Raw genomic sequence first — 17,682 nt, 5'->3', positions numbered from 1 at the left:
AATAATTCTGCGCAGGTCACGAGTGACAGTGGGAAGCCCCGGCTTGCTGTCCGGCAACCCTCGCTCCGCGGTGGGGTGCCCCGGGTGATGACACGGCCGGGCGTCGTAAGGCGCCCCGGCAAGCGCGGACCCCTTGCATGACGGCAGGCAATTGCTCCATGTGACCCGGGGGTCCTGTACCTGGGGAGCATGTGATGGCGTGAAATCTCTTTCTCGAAACGGGCGAATCGCCCTGATCCGTACGCGCTGAGTCGTCGCGCGTCGCTTTTCCGAGACCACATTTCACCAGCGGATCACCCGGTGCGTTTCAATGTCGATTCAGCGACATTCGCCTCGGTGTTCCGTGCCTGCCGAGGAGTTTCGCCATGACCGTCGACACCGCTTCCGCCTCCTCCGCCGCCTTCGACTGTGACGTCGCGATCGCCGCGCCGCTGCCCGTGGTCGGGCGGGACGTGCTCGTTCCGCTGGTGACCGGTGGCGAGGTCGAGTACGCCGCGCTCGACTACGGGGCGAGTGCGCCGTGTCTTCAGCGGGTGTGGGACGACGTGTCCACATACCTGCCCTACTACGGCAGCGTGCACCGCGGTGCCGGCTACCTGTCCCAGTTGTCCACCGACCTGTACGAGCAGAGCCGGGCCACGGTCGCGAGCTTCCTGGGGCTGCGGGCCGACGACACACTGCTGTTCACCCGCGGGACCACCGACTCGCTCAACCTGCTCGCGTCGGTACTGCCGCGCGGCACGCGGGTGTTCGTCTTCGAGACCGAGCACCACGCCGCGCTGCTGCCGTGGCGCCGGCACGCCGGGGTGACCCAGTTGGCCGCGCCGTCCTCGCCGGCGCAGGCCGTCGCGACGCTGGAGGCGGCGCTCGCCGGGTCCGGCGACGGGCCCCGACTGGTGTGCGTGACCGGTGCCTCGAACGTGACCGGTGAGCTCTTCCCGGTCGCCGAACTGGCCGAGGTCGCGCACCGGCACGGCGCGCGGATCGTGCTGGACGCCGCGCAACTGGCGCCGCACCACCCGGTGTCGGTGGCCGACCTGGACGTGGACTGGATCGCGCTGTCGGCGCACAAGCTGTACGCGCCGTTCGGCTCCGGCGTGTTGGCCGGGCGGGGCGACTGGCTGGACGCGGCCGAGCCGTACCTGGCCGGTGGCGGGGCGAGCAAGGCGGTCAGTCGGGACCACGTGGAGTGGCAGCGCGGTGCGGCCCGGCACGAGGCGGGATCGCCGAATGTGATCGGCGCCTACGCGTTGGCGTCCGCGTGTCGGGCGATCACCGAGGCGGGGCCGGCGGCGCTGGTCGCCCGCGAGGAGGCGCTGCTCGCGCGCCTTCGGGCGCAGCTGGCGCAGATTCCGGCGGTGCGGACGCTGGAGCTGTTCGGGCCGGAGTCGGCCCGGGTGGGGGTGCTCTCGTTCGTGGTCGAGGGGTGGAACAGCTCGCGGTTCGCGGCGGTGTTGTCGGCGGAGTACGGGATCGGTGTGCGGGACGGGCTGTTCTGCGCTCATCCGCTGGTGCGGCACCTGTTGGGCGGGCGGGCCGACCAGCCGAGCGAGTGCGGGTCTCCGGACGCGCCCGAGGGTGAGCAGAACCTCAACGCGATCCGGGTCAGCTTCGGCTTGGGCACGCCCGTCGAGCACCTGGACCGCTTTGCGGGGGCGGTGCGGGAGATCGTGGAGCGTGGGGCGTTGTGGAGCTACACGGTCGATGGGGGGCGGTGCGTTCCGGACGCGGACCCGCGCTCTGTGCGGCAATTGCCTGCGGCGTAGGGGGTTTTGGCCTCGCCGGCCGGGCGTCCTCAAGCGCCGGACGGGCTGGGGTGGCCCCTGCCGGGGGTGTCCTCAAGCGCCGGACGGGCTGGATTGGTGTTGTTGGGCGGTGGGGCTGGGGTGTTGATTGCGCCCGGGCCCGGGGGATGGCGGCCCTGCCGGGGGTGTCCTCAAGCGCCGGACGGGCTGGATCGGTGTTGTTGGGCGGTGGGGCTGCGGTTTTGGGTGCGCCGGGGTGGGTGTCCTCGAGCGCCGGGTGGGCTGGGTTTGGTGTTGTTGGGCGGTGGGGCTGCGGTTTCGGGTGCGCCGGGTGGGCTGGAATCGGCCCGGGGTGGGGTGGCCTTGCCGGGGGTGGGTTCGAGTGTTGGGCGGGGTGGGTCCGGGCGCTTTGGGGGCGCCCGGACCGGGGGTTATTCCAGGCCGATGGCGAAGGCGGCTTCGAGGTCGTGTTGGGAGTAGGTGCGGAAGGCGATGTGGGTGGTGGTGGCCTCCACGCCGGGGACCTTGTTGAGGTGGCCGGGGATGACGTCGGCCAGGTCGTCGTGGGCGCGGACGCGCACCATGGCGATCAGGTCGAATTCTCCGGTGACCGAGTAGACCTCGCTCACGCCCTCGATCGCGGCGATCGCCTCCGCGATTTCCGGGGTCTGGTCCACACGCGTCTTGACCTGCACGATCGCGGTGATCACGGGTAGTCCTCCGGCTCTCGACGACAAGGTGCCCGAGCTTAGTCGGCGCACGTGCGCCGGGGAGTGTCGGTGGCGAGACCGCGGCTTCACCCGATCGGAGTGGTTTGCTCCGGCCACACCCTGGGTGCGGCCGGCCGGCCCAGGGTGAGCAGGTCGGACAGCTCGTGCCGGCCGCTCGCGTGCATCCGGCCGATGAAGGCGCGCAGGACGTGCGCGGTCGCCCGGGCGTCGGCGAGCGCTCGGTGGGTCGGGTCGGTGGGCGCCTCGAAGTACCGCGCGAGCGTGCCCAGACGCATGTTCGGCACCGTCCCCGGCGGCAGCAACGCGCGGGCCAGCGCGAGCGTGTCCACGACCCGCAGATCGGGCCACGGCGCGTCGCAGGCGAGGCTCGCCGCACGCAGAAAGCCCACGTCGAAGGGGGCGTTGTGGGCGACCAGGATGGCGTCCTCGGCGAACCGGGTGAACGCCGGCAACACCAGCCGCAGCGGTGGCGCGTCGGCCACCAGATCGTCGGATATCCCGGTCAGGTCCGTGATGAACTCCGGGATCGGTACGCCGGGCGCGACCAGGGTCGCGAACTCGCCCAGACGGTCCGATCCGCGCAGGCGTACGGCGGCGATCTCGGTGATCCGCGCCTCCTGCGGATCCAGGCCGGTCGTCTCCAGATCGACGACCGTGAACACCTGGCGCTCCACCTCGTCACGAATCGCTCGGGACCCGGGCATGGTTCGCAACTCGTGGCCCGGGGCGATACTGTCCGGCGGGCGGGAACGCCGCGGCCGGTCGGCCGCCGGCAAGCCCTGATTCGCCGAACCTCGTGACCGGCAATCCCGGTGCGCGGTGCTGCTCATGTACCGGACGGTACGTTTCCGGCCCGACACGGCCGCGCCCAGGTACCTCTCGCCGCCCGGCATCATGGGTGTACGCGGGCCGCTCGCGGACCGGCAGACGCTCGCAGACCAGACAGGAAGGGAACACGCATGTCGATCCAGGCCCCCACCGAGGACACCCGGTGGCGTTGCTCGCTGTGCGGCAACCTGACCCGGTTCGACGTGACGCGGACCACCAAGGCGGTCGAGTTCACCCACCTCGACCTCGCGGGCGTCGCCCGGGTCGAGGAGCGCGAGATCGTTTCCGACGAGATCGAGTCGGTGCGCTGCCGCTGGTGCAACGCGACCGACTCCGTCGAGCTGGTGGCGCGACCCGACGCGAGCTGAGTGCCGAGACCGTGCGGCGACAATGGGACTGTGCATCGTTTCGGCATCGGGGCGGCCCGGCGCGGCCGTCCCCGCTCCGGAACACGCCATGATCAAGGCGTCGGCGTCCCGGCAACGGTGACGCGGGGAGGGGCCTCAAGGGAACGGGAAGGACCGGAGGAGCAGTGAGCGGACCGGATACCCGCGCGGACGAGGTCACGCCTGCGCACGCCGCCGAGGCCGCCGAGGCGGTGCCGGCCGCCGAGCCCGACCTCGACGCGCAACCCCGGGCCGAGGCGGAGACCGACCCGGTGTCCGTCGACTCCGAGGCCGCCCCGGAGGCACCCGTCGACCACGCGGTCGATCCGGAGCCGCACGGGCCCGCCGCCCCTGCGGCCCACGCGCATCCGGCCGGGCCGGCGAGCGCCGAGGCCGATCCGAACCCCACCGCCGAACCCCGTGTCGCCGCCGGCGCGGATGCCGACGCCTGCGCCGAACCCGGTGCCGTCGGGGCCGACCCGGAGCGGGGTGATCCGCAGGTCGTCGAGCCCGAGGTGTTGTCCGGGCCGTTGCCCGAGGCGGTCCGGGTGCGGGTGATCTCGGTGGCCGCGGACGCGCTCGGCACGATGACCGCGGACGAGGTGCCCGGACCGCTGCGCCGGTTCGCCCGGTTCACCCACCAGCGCCGGGCCAAGTTCGCCGCGACGCCGCTGGCCGCCGCGCTGGAGAACGACCCGGTGTTCCGGCAGCGCATAGCGGAGCGCTTTCGCAAGGGCCTGCCGGAGATCTCCGAGGCGCTCGAGGCCGGCAAGGTGCCCGCCGCGGCCGACCCGCTCGACGTGGCCGCCGCCGCGTACCTGCTGCGCCCGCGCGGCTGGGTCCGACTGATCGAGACCGCCGGCGACGCGGCCAAGGAGGCCGCCGCCGATCGCGCCGAGGCCGAGGCCGCCGAGACGTTGTCCCGCCTCGAGCACGAGGTCGGCGTACTGCGCGCGGCATCCAAGACCGAGCACGAACGGCTGCGCGCGGAGCTGGAGACCGCCCGCAAGGAGGCCGACCACCTGCGCCGCCAGGTCCGCGGCCTCCAGGGCAGCGCCAAGCACGAGGAGAAGGAGGCCCGTCGGGCCCGCTCCGAGCTGGACGCCGTGCGGGTCGAGGCGCAGGCTGCGGTCGCCGCCGCGGAGAAGGAGGCGCGCCGCCTGCGCGGTCGCGTCGCCGAGGTCGAATCGGCCCTGGAGGCCAGCCGTCGGGCGGCCCGCGAGGGACGCAGCATGGAGGACACCCGGGTCCGGCTGCTCCTGGACACCGTGCTGGAGGCCGCCCAGGGGCTGCGCCGCGAGCTCGCGCTGCCGCCGGTGGGCATCCGGCCCGCCGACATGGTGGACGCGGTGGTGCCGGGCGCGTCCGGGATAAAGGACATCGCGCAGCGCGCGCTGGAGGGCGACGACCCGGCGCTGCTCGACCAATTGCTCGCGCTGCCGCAGGCGCACCTGGTGATCGACGGCTACAACGTGACCAAGACCGGCTATCCCACGCTCGCGCTGAACAAGCAGCGCGACCGGCTGGTCGGCGGCTTGACCGGGCTCGCCGCGCAGACCGGCTGCGAGGTGACGTGCGTGTTCGACGGCGCGCAGTTGGACGCGCCGGTGCTGCTGGCCCCCGCACGCGGGGTGCGGGTGATGTTCAGCAAGCCGGGCGAGACGGCCGACGAGCTGATTCGCCGGCTGGTCCGGGCCGAGCCGCCGGGCCGCCCGGTCGTGGTGGTTTCCACCGACCGCGAGGTGGCCGAGGGCGTGCGCAAGGCCGGGGCCCGCCCGGTGCCCTCCACGATGCTGCTGCGCCGGCTCACCCGCGGCTGACCCCTGGCGCCCGGGCGCCGTTCGCACCGCGTGTCGGTGCCGCTCCCTACCGTTGACGAGGAAAGTCGACGAAAGGGGAGAAGCCACATGCGCATCGCCTGTCGTACGCACCGCGGCCGAGGGCGCGCCGGCGCCGGTTGCGCGATTCCGGCCTCGATCGGGCCGGCGTTGATCAGCGTTCGTTCGATCGATTCCGGTATATCGTCCGAATTATCATTTATTTCGCAATACGCCGACTCCGGGGAGTACGGCGAGCACGCCGATCAGCTCGACTACGCCGAGTTGGACGAGGAAACCCTCACCGCGCTGCGGTTGTTCGCGGCCGAGGGGATGCTCGCGGCGGCCGGCGCGCAACCGCGCGACAACGGCGAGATGCCGAGCGTCCGTCGATCGGTCGAGCGCGAAAGGTGACCGTCGGGTGACCTTTTTCGGAGAATTGGCGAAGAGCGACACGGAATTCGCCGATTGATTTGAAGTGATCATGTTTGGGTCACTAAGGTCGCCGGTCGAGCGCCCGAGCACTCGACCGTCCGGCCCGGACGGCGGGTAGCCGGGCTCGGAGAAGGAGCCCACCTCCGTGGCGTCCCATCGCAGGCCGAGGGCCGGCAAGACCCGGGTCACCGTGTTGACCGCCACCGCCGTCACGGCGGTCGCGTTCGCGTCGAACGTTTCGTACGCCGACCCGGCGCCCTCCCAGGAGCAGGTGCGGCAGCGGATCGGCGAGCTGTACCACCAGGCCGAGGCGACCACCGAGGAGTACAACGGCCTCGCCGAGCGGCAGGAGCGGTTGCGCGAGCAGGTGGCTCGCGCGCAGGGCCGGATCGCCGACGCGCAGGCCGAGCTGGTGGTCCTCCAGGGCGACCTGGGCTCGATGGCGGCGGCGCGGTACCGCGGCGGCGGCGTGGATCCCACGCTCGCGCTGCTGATGTCCGAGAACCCGGACGAGTACCTGTCCCGGGCGTCCGCCCTGGATCGGCTCGCCGAGCGGCAGCAAGCCGCGGTCGTCCGTGCCCGGTCCACCCGGCGCACGCTGGACCAGGAGCGTCGCGAGGCCGCCGACACGCTCGCCGCGCTGGAGGCTGGTCGCAGGGATCTCGCGGCCAAGCGGGCCGACGTCGAGAGCAAATTGACCCGGGCCCGGGAACTGCTGAACACGCTCGACGCGTCGGATCGGGCCCGGTTCCTGGTTGCCGACGGGCCGGCCGAGGGGTCCGCGGGCGCGTTCGCCGATGGCACCGATCCGAACCGCGCCTCGCGCGACGAGGCCCGGACGGGGTCGGCGCGGGATGCCCGGACGGCCCCGCTCGACGGCCGTGCGGCGATCGCGGTGGCCGCCGCGACGAGGGCGCTGGGCAAGCCGTACGTCTGGGGCGCCGGCGGCCCCGACTCGTTCGACTGCTCCGGGCTGACCGGCTGGGCGTGGCGGCAGGCCGGCGTCGTGCTGCCGCGCACGTCGCAGGCGCAGGCCGGCGCGGGCCGCGCGGTCCCGATCGCCGAGATCCGGCCCGGCGACCTGGTCGTCTACTTCGGCGGATACACCCACGTGGGCGTCTACGTCGGCGCCGGGCGGATCATCCACGCCCCCAAGCCCGGGACGAACGTGCGCTACGCGCCGCTGAGGTCGATGCCGATCGCCAAGGTCGTTCGCCCCGCCTGACCGCCCCCGGCCCGTCGGGGGACCACGTTCGTCGCAGGCCCGGTCCCGGCGCGGACCGGGCGCCGGTCGCGCCCACGTTACGATCGACCGGTGGATGACCCGAATCGGGCCGCGCGCCGGATCCGCAGCCTGCTGCCGGTCCTGATCGTGGTGTGTGCGCTCGCCCAGCTCGGGGCCGTCCTCGGGGTCACCCGGTTCATCGCGGACACGGTGACCGACGCGCCTCCGGGCGTCCACTCCGGGGCCTCGAAAACCCCCGGCCGGACCACCGCGGACGGCGACGAACAGCACGCGAACGCGCGCCGGATAGCGATCGGGGCGCTGCTGGAGCGGCGTTCGGGCGCGGTCCTGTCCCGCGATCGCGAGGCGTTCACGAGCACCCTGGACCCGCAGAGCGCGGAGTTCCGGCAGTCCCAGATCGGCGTCTTCGACAACATCGCCGAGGTGCCGTTCGCCGGCTGGGAGTACGAGGTCGTCACCCCCGACGCGTTCGAGCTCTCCGCCGCGCGCGAGAGCGCGCTGGGCGCCCCGGTGCTCACCGCGCACGTCGACCTCCTCTACCGGATCACCGGACACGACGTGGCGCCCGTGCGGGTGCCGCAATACCTGACCTTCGTGCTGCGCGCGGGCACGTGGTACCTCGCGGCCGACACCGACGGCGCCGGGGCCGGGATGCGTGCTCCCGCCCAGGTGTGGGACCTGGGCCCGGTCACCGTCGTGCAGGGCACGCACAGCACCGTGCTCGGGATCGGTACGCGCGACGTGATGCGCGAGTTCGCCGACATCGCGGACCAGGCGGTACCCCGGGTCAGCGCGGTCTGGGGGGAGTCCTGGCCCGGGCGCACGGTCGTCGTGGTGCCCGGCACCCAGGTGCAGATGGCCCGGCTGCTGGGCGCCGAACCGGGCAAGTACGCCAGGATCGCGGCGGTGACCACCGGTGAGCGCGGCGCGGCGGCGGACGCGGCGGCCGCCGACCGGGTGATCGTCAATCCGGACGCGTTCCGCGAGTTGGGCGACCTGGAGCGCCGGGTGGTGATGACGCACGAGATCACCCACGTGGCGAGCCGCGCGTTCACCCGGGCCTGGACGCCGACCTGGCTCTCCGAGGGCTTCGCGGACTACGTCGGCTACCTCGACTCGGCGCAGACGATGCGCACGGCGGCTCCCGAACTGCGCCGCGACGTCAAGGCGGGCAAGGTGCCCGAGCGGCTGCCGGCCGACGCGAGCTTCGAGACCACGCAGGAGGACCTGCCCCAGGCGTACGAGATGGGCTGGCTGGCGTGCAAACTGATCGCGGAGCGGTGGGGCCAGGCCAAGCTGGTCGACCTGTACCGTACGGTCGGCGCCGAACGGCCGCCCGGGGTCGACGCGCCCGACTCGGCCTCGGCGCTCGCGTCGGCGATGGTGTCCGTCCTGGGCACCAACCCCGACTCCTTCACCAGGACCTGGCTCGACTACCTGCGGACGCAGGCCGGATGACGGGGGCGTGGCGGGCATGTCGGTCCAGCGGTTGTTGCTGATCTGCCTGGTGTGCACGGGCGTGCTGCTGCTGGTGGCGGTCGTGGTGACCACGCCGTGGCGCCCGCTGGCCGAGCCGCCCGGCGGCTTCACCCACCCGGACGCGGCCCGGGACTTCACCGCCGCCGAGATCGCCCGGGGTCGTTCGCTGGCCCGGGCCGCGCGCCCGCCCGCCTACCTGTCCATGGCGTTGTCGCTGGTGGTCTCCCTCGTGCTCGGGCTCACCCCCGCCGGCGCGCGGATCATCGAGGCGGTCGCCCGCCCGCTCGGCGGCGGATGGGTGTGGCGGATCCTGCTCGGCGGCCTGGCGCTGGCCCTGATCGGCCGGCTGGCGACGCTGCCGTTCGCGGCGCGCCTGGAGGTGGTCCGGCGACGGTACGGCCTGTCCGTGCAGTCGTGGGGGAGCTGGTGGCTGGACCTGGCCAAGGGCTTCGCGATGTCCACCGGCCTGTTGCTGATGGTCGTGCTCGGGCTGTACGCGCTGATCCGCGCGCTGCCCCGGGCCGGCTGGCTGCTCGCGGCGGGCGCCGGCGCGCTGCTGGTGGTGGCGATCTCGTTCCTGTACCCGCTGGTGGTGGAACCGGCGTTCAACAAGTTCCACTCGATGCCGGACGGGGAGTTGCGCACGTCGCTGATGCAACTGGCGGAGCGGGACGGGGTGCCGGTACGCGACGTCCTGGTCGCGGACGCGTCGCGGCGGACCACCGCGCTCAACGCGTACGTGTCCGGATTCGGCTCGACCCGGCGGATCGTGGTCTACGACACGACCGTGCGGGACGCGGATCCGCGCGAGGTGGAGCTGATCGCCGCGCACGAGCTGGGGCACGCCAAGCGCAACGACGTGCTGCACGGCACGCTGATCGGCGCGGCGGCGCTCGCGGCGGGCGTCTGCGCGCTGGGCCTGCTGATGACGTGCGCGCCGCTGCTGCGCCGGGCGGGCGCGGACGAAGCGGGCGATCCGCGCTCGCTGGCCCTGCTGCTCGCGGCGGTCGCCGTGATCGGCACACTGGCCGGACCCGGCGAGATGTTGATCAGCCGCCGCCTGGAGGCGCGCGCCGACGTGCACGCGCTCGACCTGACCCGCGACCCGGCGGCCTTCATCCGGATGCAACACAGCCTGGCGGTGGCCAACCGCTCCAACGTCACCCCGAACCCGATCCTGCAGTTCCTGTTCGCCTCACACCCGTCCGCTCCCGAGCGCATCGCGCTCGCGCGCGACTGGGAGCGGCTGCACGGCAAGGGGTAGGTCGGACGCGGCCGGCCCGGGATCCGGCGTCGATCACCGGCGTCGGCGTCCTCGTCGCCGTTACGTCGACGAGCGCATCCACACCGCCGGGTCCGGGACGAAGCGCACGCGCAGCATGCCGTCCCGCAGCCCCGCGCCCTCGATGACACAACGTCGCAGCGCCGAGGGGAGCTTGATCAGGCGACGGTTCGGGCCCACCGTGATCACCAGTTCGTCGCCGCGCCGCAGCAGGTCCAGGTCGTCGCGATCGGTGCCCGGCAGCGGCAGCAGCAGCGACAGCCGCTCGCCGTCGCGCTCGATCAGGTGCTCGTCCTCGGCCGGGCCGCCCGGCCGCACCGGGCCGAAGTGAGCCGCCACGTCCGCGAGTTCGGCGGCGCCCAGCGGCTCGGCGGTCAGCGTCGGGATCTGCGCCAACGGCACCCGCGGGAACAGCGCGCACAGCGCGTCCACCGTCTCCCGGGCCACCTCGGCCCGCGAACGCACCGCCGGATCGGGCGAGTCGGCGGCGCCCACCCCGTTCACGATCACGTCCTCGATCCGGTGCCCGTACAGCGCGAGCGCCGAGGCGGCCCGCCGCGCCGCCGCCAGCGCGACCGTCCCGGGTCGCAGCACCACACGCACCGTGGTCGTCGGCGCGGCCACCAGCGAGCGCAGCACCGCCAATTCGGCGGTGACCCGCCGGGCCGTGTCGTAGACCCAGTCCTCGGGCATCGGCACACCGGCGACCGCCGCCAGCACCGGCCGCAACGCCCGGGCCGCCTGCCGCTCCACCGGAAGCAGGCGGTCCAGGTAGCGCGCCAGCCCCTCCGGCAGCGCCAGCGCCGGCACCGCGCGCTCGACGGCCGGTAGGTCGACCACGATCAGCTCGTGGCGCCGCGCGCTCACCGCCCGCGCGAGCACCCGCAACGCCAGCACATCGCCGGCCCCGGGCAGCACGGTGATCTCCTCGGGATCCAGCGGATCCACCCCGACCACCGCGAGCGCCGCGCCCAACTGGCCCTGGACCAGCAGGAACTCGCGCTCGAACTCGGCCCGCGCGCCGACTCGCTGCACGGTCAGGTCCGGCAGCACGTCGGACGCGTCGGTACTCACCGGCACGTCCAGGACCGCGTCCATGTCCCGGGTGCCGTCGGCGGCGAGCAGCAGCGTGCGTCGCCCGGCCCGTGCCGAGGCGACCGCCGTCGCCGCCGCGACGGTCGTGCGTCCGGCTCCCGGCAGGCCGGTGACCAACAGGACCCGCGTCACCGCCGGGTCAGCTCTCGACGCGCTTCTTGAGCCCGGTCAGGGCGCGATCGATGATGACCTTCTCCGCCTTGCGCTTGAGCATGCCCAGCATCGGGATCTTGACGTCCACGGTCAGTTCGTAGGTGACGTCGGTGCCGCCGCTGATTGGGCGCAGCGCGTAGCGACCGTCGAGCGCCTTGAGCATCTGGCTGGTCACCAGGGTCCAGCGCACCTCGCGGTCTTCGTCCCACGTGTAACCGAGCACGTGTTCGTCGCTGATCACGCCCGCGTCGAGCTTGAAGCGCACGCGCACCGCGCGCCCGCTCGCCTCGTCGATCTCGAGGACCTCGGTCTCCTTGACCTCGCCGGTCCACTCGGGATAGCCCTCGAACCCCGCGATGACGGCCATGACCTCGGCCGGCGTGGCGTCGATCGTGATGGTCGAGCTGGTCCGTTCAGCCATCGTGAGGAGTCCTCCGGAAGCTCGCGTAGCCGTTGTGGCTGTCCCGGACAAACATCACCGGATGCTTGGGTACAGCCGATCCGCTCGAAGGCTATCGTGCCCGACCTGCGCGTACGCGGCACCGGCTCACCAGGTGAGGACGTACGGTTTCCCGGTGGCCTGGAAATGCCCCACGTTGACGCATTCGGTACGCCCGATCCGCATCCGCGCCCGCAGCGGCTGGTGCACGTGACCGAACAGCACCAGATCCGGCCCGGTCTCGTGGATGGCCCGCAGCACCGCCTCGCTGCCGCGTTCGAACCGGCGCGCGACCACGTCGTAGGTCAGGTCCGGGACCGCGGGCGGGATGTGGCAGCACAACACGTCGACCCGGCCGACCGCGGCGACCTTGGCCGCGTACTCCTCGTCGGAGATCTCGTACGGCGTGTGCATCGGGGTGCGCAGCCCGCCGCCGACGAAGCCGAAGGTGCGACCGCCGATCTCGACCACCTGGCCGTCCAGCACGGTCACGCCCTCACGCGCGTAGTCCGGCCACAGGTCGGGCACGTCGACGTTGCCGTAGGTCACGTACGTGGGCGTCGGGAAGGCCGCGAACAGCGCGGCGTACTGCCGGCGCACCGCCTCCTCGATCGCCGCGCGGGCCCCACCCGGCACGCCCGCCCACAGTGCCCCGGAGAACTCCCGGGCCTCGGTGAACCGGCGGGCGTTGCGCAGCGCGAGCAGCCTGCGGGTGTTCTCCACACCGAACAGGTCGGTGAAGATGCCCCGGTCCAGATCGTGGTAGTCGAGGAAGAGCACCAGGTCGCCCAGGCACACCAGGGCGTCGGCGCCGTCGCCCGCGTGGGCGAGTGCCTCGGCAGCGCCGTGGACGTCGCTCACCACGTGGACCCGCATGTCGGTCACTGTACTGACGGGCCGGAACCGAAACCGACGGCGCGGTGGGGTTGCCTCCGTCACACCCGCCCTCGGCGACGAATCGATACTCTCGACATGCACGACCGAATCGGGACGGATGGGCCCCGGGCGCCCGCACGGGATCCGAGTCGATCCGGGCGTGGGCTTGTCCGTGGCGTGAGACGGGGCACAGGATCATCGGGACCTCTGTCCCCCGGACCTACTTGCCAGTAACGTCTGCCCCCGTCGACGAAACGGGCAAGAGCCACCGACGAGCCGCACCGACGAGACCCGAAGAGACCCAGCGCAGAGACGGACCGGCGACGGACCGCGGAAACGGACCGCGGACGGACCGGCGAGCCACCGGCGAGTACGACCCGCCGGCGACACAGACAACGGCAAACGGCAGCGCCGAACCCCCGGCGCCGAGACCGCAACGAGGAGCATCAGTGCGCGAGTGCAGCGTCCCGGCCCTGGCCGAGGTTCCCGCCGAGGGCAACCTGACCGACCTCATCAAGCGCAACGCCGCGGAGGCACCGGATGCCGCGGCGCTCGCCCGCAAGGTGGGCGGACGCTGGACCGACGTGACCTCGACCCGGTTCCTGGCCGAGGTGTACGAAGTCGCCAAGGGCCTGATCGCGGCGGGCATCGAGCCCGGCGACCGGATCGGCCTGATGTCGCGGACACGCTACGAGTGGACGCTGATCGACTTCGCCATCTGGTGCGCGGGCGCGATCTCGGTCCCGATCTACGAGACCTCCTCGGCCGAACAGCTCGAGTGGATCCTGTCCGACTCGGGCGCGCGTGCGGTGATCGTGGAGAACACGGCGCACGAGGGCGCGGTCGAGCGGGCACGCGAGCGGTTGCCCGAGCTCAAGCACGTATGGCGGATCGACGAAGGCGACGGCGAGGCCGCGGTGGCCGCGCTCACCGCCGGCGGGCGCGACGTGGCCGACGCCGTGGTCGAGGAGCGCAGCGCGACGCTGCGGGCCGACTCGGTCGCGACCATCATCTACACCTCCGGGACCACCGGGCGGCCCAAGGGCTGCATCCTCACGCACGGCAACTTCCAGGCCGAGCTGGGCAACGTGGTCGCGCTGCTCGAACAACTCTTCATTCCGGAGAAGTCGAGCTGCCTGCTGTTCCTGCCGCTCGCGCACGTGCTCGGCCGGATCCTGGAGATCGGCTGCGTGATGGCACGCGTGCGGGTCGGGCACTGTCCGGACGTCAAGGAGCTGACCACGGAACTCGCGTCCTTCCGGCCGACCTTCGTGCTCGCGGTGCCCCGCGTGTTCGAGAAGGTCTACAACTCGGCCTCGGCCAAGGCGCAGGCCGACGGCAAGGGCAAGATCTTCGACATGGCCGCCGAGACGGCGATCGCCTACAGCGAGGGCATGGACGCGGCGAGCATCAGCCTGGGCCTCAAGCTCAAGCACAAGGTGTTCGACAAGCTGGTCTACGGCAAGCTGCGCGCGGCGCTGGGCGGCCAGGCCACCCACGCGATCTCCGGCGGCGCACCCCTGGGCACCCGCCTCGGGCACTTCTTCCGCGGCATCGGCTTCACCGTCCTGGAGGGCTACGGCCTGACCGAGACGTGCGCCGCGCACACGGTCAACCCGGCGGTCGGGATCCGGATCGGCTCGGTCGGCCGGCCGGTGCCCGGTTCGGCGGTACGGATCGCCGAGGACGGCGAGATCCTGGCCAAGGGCCCGAACGTGTTCACCGGCTACTGGAAGAACGAGGCGGCCACCGCCGACGCGTTCGAGGGCGACTGGTTCCGCACCGGGGACATCGGCGTGCTCGACGACGACGGCTTCCTGACCGTGACCGGACGCAAGAAGGAGATCCTGGTCACCGCGGGCGGCAAGAACATCGCGCCGGCCGTGATCGAGGACCGCATCCGCGCACACCCGCTGATCAGCGAGTGCATGGTGGTCGGCGACCGCCGCCCGTTCGTCGGCGCGCTGATCACCATCGACCCGGAGGCCTTCCCGACCTGGAAGGAGCAGCACGGCAAGCCCGCCGACGCGACGGTCGCCGACCTCGCCGAGGACCCGGACCTGCTGGCCGCCGTCCAGGACGCGATCGACGAGGGCAACAAGGCCGTCTCGCGGGCCGAGGGCGTGCGCAGGTTCCGCGTGCTGACCATCAACTTCACCGAGGAGAGCGGCCATGTGACGCCGTCCCTCAAGCTCAAGCGCAACCTCGTGCTGCGGGACTTCGAGCACGACATCGAGAAGATCTACGAGGGCTGAGCCCCGAGCCTGTCGACGTCGTCGGCAGGCGCTCGCGACAGCGGAGGCGGGTGGTCCGGGGTTCCTTGGGCCACCCGCCTTCGACGTGTCCCGGCTCAGCCCGCCCGGTCCGGGTCCAGCAGCCCGCGCAGCCGCCCCGACAGCAGGTCCCAGCGCCATTCCCGCTCGACCCAGCGCCGTCCCGCCGCGCCCATCCGGGCCGCCTTCGCCGGGTCGGCCAGCAGGCCCGCCACCTTGTCGGCGACCGCGGCGGGCGAGCGGCCGTTCACCACGTAACCGGTCTCGCCGTCCAGGACCGCGTCCGGGGCGCCGCCCGAGTCGCCCGCGACCACCGGCCGACCCACCGCGGACGCCTCCAGGTAGACGATGCCCAGGCCCTCGACGTCCAGCCCCTTGCGCCGGGTCCGGCACGGCATCGCGAACACGTCGCCGGCCTCGTGGTGCGCGGGCAACTCGGCCCACGGCACCGCGCCGGTGAACACCACCGAGTCGCGTACGCCGACCTCGTCGACCATCGCCTCCAGCCGGTCCCGGTACGGCCCGGCGCCCACGATCAGCAGTGCCGCGTCCGGCACCCGGCGCCGGATCCGGGGCAGCGCCTGGATCAGTACGTCCTGGCCCTTGCGCGGGACCAGCCGGGACACGCACACCACCACGCGACGATCGCTCAGCCCGTGCCGGGCCCGCACCTCGGCCCCGCCGACGTCGGGGCGAAAGACCTTCTCGTCCACGCCGGGCGGCAGTTGCACCATCCGGGCGGCCGCCGCCGGGGTGAGCGCGGGCGCGATCCTGCCGCGCGTGTACTCGCCCAGGAAGGTGACCGTGTCCACCCCCTCGCCGATCCGCCGCAACAATTGCCGCGCGCCCGGGAGCACCGCCCAGCCGGCCTCGTGCCCGTGTGTGGTGGCCACCAGGCGCTCGACGCCGACCGCGCGCAGCCGGGGCGCCATCAGGCCCAGCGGTGCCGCCGCGCCGAACCACGCGGTGTCGCAGCCCTCGGCGCGGGCGATCTCGCGGGCTCGGCGGACCGCACCGGGAGTGGGCACCAGCATCGGAGTACGGTCGCGCACGATCGGGAAGGGCTGCTCCGCGTCGAACGCGGCCATCTCCGCCCGGTCCTTCCACGACGACGTGTAGACCACGACGCCGTCCGCCGGCAGCCGCAGGGCCATGGAGTGCACGAAGGACTGGATGCCGCCGGGGCGCGGGGGGAAGTCGTTGGTGACGATCAAGGTCTTCATCACGAACGAGGATCCCAGACCGGGGAATCCTTGCCGCGGACCGCACGAACGAGGATCCCGGGTCGTTCGAACCGAGCGCCGCGGATCGCCCGATCAAGGCTTGGGACGACACGCTCGGGGCTCCGAGACGGCACGCTCGGGGCGCCGAGACGACACGCTCGAGGGTCCGGGACGGCATGGCCGGGGCGCCCCGACCGCGACGCGCGGATCCGGCCGCGTCGCCGATCCGCCCGGATCGACCCGGGCGCCTCGATACGATCCGACGGTGAGCCCTCCACAGTCACACCGTGTCCGGAACGTGTTTCGGAGCCCGTCGGGTGTCCTGTGGACCATCGCGCTCGTCTGGGCGGCGACCCGAGTCCTGTTGCTGCTGACCGCGATGGACGTGCTGCCCAACCCGTGGCCGTTCGTGACCGGCGACGCGCGGGCCATCTACCGCGAGTGGTTCCACGTGCTGCGCTCGGGGACCTTCCCGGTGGACGACGTGCGCTGGCAGTACCCGCCGGGCGCGGCGGGGGTGCTGCTGCTGCCCGGAGTGTTGCCGTTCGACTACGCGACGTCGGTCTACCTGCTGATGCTCGCCGCCGACGCGGTGGTGTTGTGGCTGCTGGCTCGGACGATCCCGCGCGGCGGCTCGCCGTACGGCGCGGCCCTGTGGGTGCTGGCGGTGCCGCTGCTGGGGCCGATAGTCCTGGCTCGCTACGACCTCGCGGTGACCGCGCCGACGGTGGCCGCGCTGCTGCTGATCGGCGGGCGGCGCACGGACCGCAACCGGCTCGCGGGCCTGCTCGCGGGCGTCGCGGCCGCGATCAAGGTATGGCCGGTGCTGATCTTCGTCGGACTGCGCGGGCGGGGCCCGATGGCCCGGGTGTACGGCTGGACCCTGCTCGGCGGCGCGGCCGTGGTGCTCGGTTTCGCCGCCGCGCTGCCCGGCGCCTTCGCGTTCCTGGGCTACCAGCGCGAACGCGGCATCGAAGTCGAGTCGGTGTTCGCCATGCCCTTCCACATCGCGGCCCGGCTGGGCTGGAGCGGCCGGGTCCAGGAGAGCTACGGCTCGCTGGAGTTCCACGGCCCGTACGTCTCGGCGGTGGGCCGACTCAGCCTGGTCGCCACCGTGCTCGGCTTCGGCTGGCTGCTGCTGTGGCGGGTCCAGGCCCGCCGGTTCACCGACACGACGGCGTGCGACGCGGCGCTGTGCGCGCTGCTGATCTTCGTGGTGACCAGCCGGGTGATCAGCCCGCAGTACCTGGTGTGGCTGATCGGCCTGGCGGCGGTGTGCCTGGTGCGGCGGGACACCACGCAGCGTCCGACGGCCGTACTGCTGCTCTGTGCGATGCCGTTGACCATGCTCGAATTCCCGATCTGGTTCGGCGAGTTGCTCGGTTCCCAGCCGCACGCGGTGCTGGCCCTGGGACTGCGCAACGCACTGCTGGTGGCGGCGACGGTGGTGTCGGGACGGCGGTTGTGGCGGGCCGGTCGGACCGTCGAGGACGCGGTCGTGGCCCGGGCGCCGGATCCGGCCGCGACGGTCGGTGCCGGCCGGCGGCCGGCGGAGAGCCCGGTCTAGGCAGGCTGGGTACGGGGGAGCCGTCGCCATCCCGAGGCTCGTTTCCCGGGCTCGTTTCCCGGGCTCGATTCCGGGGCTCGATGCGAGGGCTCGATTCCGGGGCTCGA

General features: G+C 72.8%; 15 protein-coding genes and 1 riboswitch. Of the genes, 9 read left to right on the top strand and 6 right to left on the bottom strand.

What is annotated here, in order from left to right; translation table 11 throughout:
• The first annotated feature begins 14 nt into the window (after positions 1-14).
• Positions 15-131: riboswitch (SAM riboswitch) on the top strand.
• A 234-nt stretch (positions 132-365) separates the two neighbouring features.
• Entirely contained in the window at positions 366-1,766 is a 1,401-nt protein-coding gene (locus ACIRL2_RS12040; protein WP_402231808.1) for an aminotransferase class V-fold PLP-dependent enzyme, read from the top strand.
• A gap of 410 nt (positions 1,767-2,176) precedes the next feature.
• On the opposite strand, the gene ACIRL2_RS12035 is transcribed toward ACIRL2_RS12040, so the two are convergent.
• Both ACIRL2_RS12035 and ACIRL2_RS12030 read right to left on the bottom strand, forming a co-directional pair.
• Positions 2,177-2,455, bottom strand: coding sequence for an Lrp/AsnC ligand binding domain-containing protein (locus ACIRL2_RS12035; RefSeq protein WP_020552991.1), 279 nt, complete (start codon positions 2,453-2,455; stop codon positions 2,177-2,179).
• Positions 2,456-2,541: 86 nt separating this feature from the next.
• Entirely contained in the window at positions 2,542-3,180 is a 639-nt protein-coding gene (locus ACIRL2_RS12030; protein WP_395862323.1) for an exonuclease domain-containing protein, read from the bottom strand.
• A 255-nt stretch (positions 3,181-3,435) separates the two neighbouring features.
• Between ACIRL2_RS12030 and ACIRL2_RS12025 the strand changes: the two genes are divergently transcribed.
• The 6 genes from ACIRL2_RS12025 to ACIRL2_RS12000 all read left to right on the top strand — a co-directional run bounded on the left by ACIRL2_RS12025 (position 3,436) and on the right by ACIRL2_RS12000 (position 9,931).
• Positions 3,436-3,672: a hypothetical protein gene (locus ACIRL2_RS12025; RefSeq protein ID WP_020552989.1), complete on the top strand. Its 237-nt coding sequence runs from the start codon at positions 3,436-3,438 to the stop codon at positions 3,670-3,672.
• Positions 3,673-3,836: 164 nt separating this feature from the next.
• Entirely contained in the window at positions 3,837-5,510 is a 1,674-nt protein-coding gene (locus ACIRL2_RS12020; protein ID WP_402231805.1) for an NYN domain-containing protein, read from the top strand.
• Between the two features lie 87 nt (positions 5,511-5,597).
• Positions 5,598-5,921 carry a hypothetical protein gene (locus ACIRL2_RS12015; protein WP_402231803.1) on the top strand — a complete coding sequence of 108 codons (324 nt, stop codon included), beginning with the start codon at positions 5,598-5,600 and terminating at the stop codon, positions 5,919-5,921.
• 166 nt (positions 5,922-6,087) lie between these two features.
• Entirely contained in the window at positions 6,088-7,167 is a 1,080-nt protein-coding gene (locus ACIRL2_RS12010) for an NlpC/P60 family protein (protein ID WP_402231802.1), read from the top strand.
• A 90-nt stretch (positions 7,168-7,257) separates the two neighbouring features.
• Positions 7,258-8,646, top strand: coding sequence for a hypothetical protein (locus ACIRL2_RS12005; protein ID WP_402231800.1), 1,389 nt, complete (start codon positions 7,258-7,260; stop codon positions 8,644-8,646).
• Between the two features lie 16 nt (positions 8,647-8,662).
• Positions 8,663-9,931 (top strand): M48 family metallopeptidase, encoded by a 1,269-nt coding sequence (locus tag ACIRL2_RS12000; RefSeq protein ID WP_402231992.1) that lies wholly within the window; start codon positions 8,663-8,665, stop codon positions 9,929-9,931.
• A 60-nt stretch (positions 9,932-9,991) separates the two neighbouring features.
• Here the strand turns inward: ACIRL2_RS12000 and ACIRL2_RS11995 are convergent, their stop codons facing one another.
• The 3 genes from ACIRL2_RS11995 to ACIRL2_RS11985 form a co-directional block, all read right to left on the bottom strand.
• The gene (locus tag ACIRL2_RS11995; protein ID WP_402231798.1) at positions 9,992-11,176 is read right to left on the bottom strand and encodes an ArsA family ATPase; all 1,185 of its coding nucleotides are present in this window, start codon (positions 11,174-11,176) and stop codon (positions 9,992-9,994) included.
• A 7-nt stretch (positions 11,177-11,183) separates the two neighbouring features.
• On the bottom strand, positions 11,184-11,618 hold the full coding sequence (locus ACIRL2_RS11990; RefSeq protein ID WP_395862333.1) for an SRPBCC family protein: 435 nt from the start codon (positions 11,616-11,618) through the stop codon (positions 11,184-11,186).
• Between the two features lie 126 nt (positions 11,619-11,744).
• Positions 11,745-12,512, bottom strand: a complete 768-nt coding sequence (locus tag ACIRL2_RS11985) for a metallophosphoesterase (RefSeq protein WP_395862334.1) — start codon at positions 12,510-12,512, stop codon at positions 11,745-11,747.
• A 449-nt stretch (positions 12,513-12,961) separates the two neighbouring features.
• Here ACIRL2_RS11985 and ACIRL2_RS11980 point away from each other — a divergent pair, with 449 nt between their 5' ends.
• Complete coding sequence (locus ACIRL2_RS11980; protein ID WP_402231795.1) at positions 12,962-14,767, top strand: AMP-dependent synthetase/ligase; 1,806 nt, start codon at positions 12,962-12,964, stop codon at positions 14,765-14,767.
• A gap of 95 nt (positions 14,768-14,862) precedes the next feature.
• Here the strand turns inward: ACIRL2_RS11980 and ACIRL2_RS11975 are convergent, their stop codons facing one another.
• Positions 14,863-16,011: a glycosyltransferase family 4 protein gene (locus ACIRL2_RS11975; RefSeq protein WP_402231793.1), complete on the bottom strand. Its 1,149-nt coding sequence runs from the start codon at positions 16,009-16,011 to the stop codon at positions 14,863-14,865.
• Positions 16,012-16,306: 295 nt separating this feature from the next.
• Here ACIRL2_RS11975 and ACIRL2_RS11970 point away from each other — a divergent pair, with 295 nt between their 5' ends.
• Positions 16,307-17,575 carry a glycosyltransferase 87 family protein gene (locus ACIRL2_RS11970; protein WP_395862340.1) on the top strand — a complete coding sequence of 423 codons (1,269 nt, stop codon included), beginning with the start codon at positions 16,307-16,309 and terminating at the stop codon, positions 17,573-17,575.
• The last annotated feature ends 107 nt before the right edge of the window (positions 17,576-17,682 follow it).

Origin of the sequence: Embleya sp. NPDC127516 (assembly GCF_044765325.1) — a bacterium.
GTDB lineage: Bacteria > Actinomycetota > Actinomycetes > Streptomycetales > Streptomycetaceae > Embleya.
Note: the sequence above shows the minus strand (reverse complement) of the source record. Positions and strands in the feature narration are given on the sequence as shown.

Bases quoted from the DNA above. Each gene is read 5' to 3' on its own strand.
- ACIRL2_RS11985 (WP_395862334.1), bottom strand. From the start codon at position 12,512: ATGCGGGTCCACGTGGTGAGCGACGTCCACGGCGCTGCCGAGGCACTC.
- ACIRL2_RS12015 (WP_402231803.1), top strand. From the start codon at position 5,598: ATGCGCATCGCCTGTCGTACGCACCGCGGCCGAGGGCGCGCCGGCGCC.
- ACIRL2_RS11990 (WP_395862333.1), bottom strand. From the start codon at position 11,618: ATGGCTGAACGGACCAGCTCGACCATCACGATCGACGCCACGCCGGCC.
- ACIRL2_RS12040 (WP_402231808.1), top strand. From the start codon at position 366: ATGACCGTCGACACCGCTTCCGCCTCCTCCGCCGCCTTCGACTGTGAC.
- ACIRL2_RS12030 (WP_395862323.1), bottom strand. From the start codon at position 3,180: ATGCCCGGGTCCCGAGCGATTCGTGACGAGGTGGAGCGCCAGGTGTTC.
- ACIRL2_RS12025 (WP_020552989.1), top strand. From the start codon at position 3,436: ATGTCGATCCAGGCCCCCACCGAGGACACCCGGTGGCGTTGCTCGCTG.
- ACIRL2_RS12000 (WP_402231992.1), top strand. From the start codon at position 8,663: ATGTCGGTCCAGCGGTTGTTGCTGATCTGCCTGGTGTGCACGGGCGTG.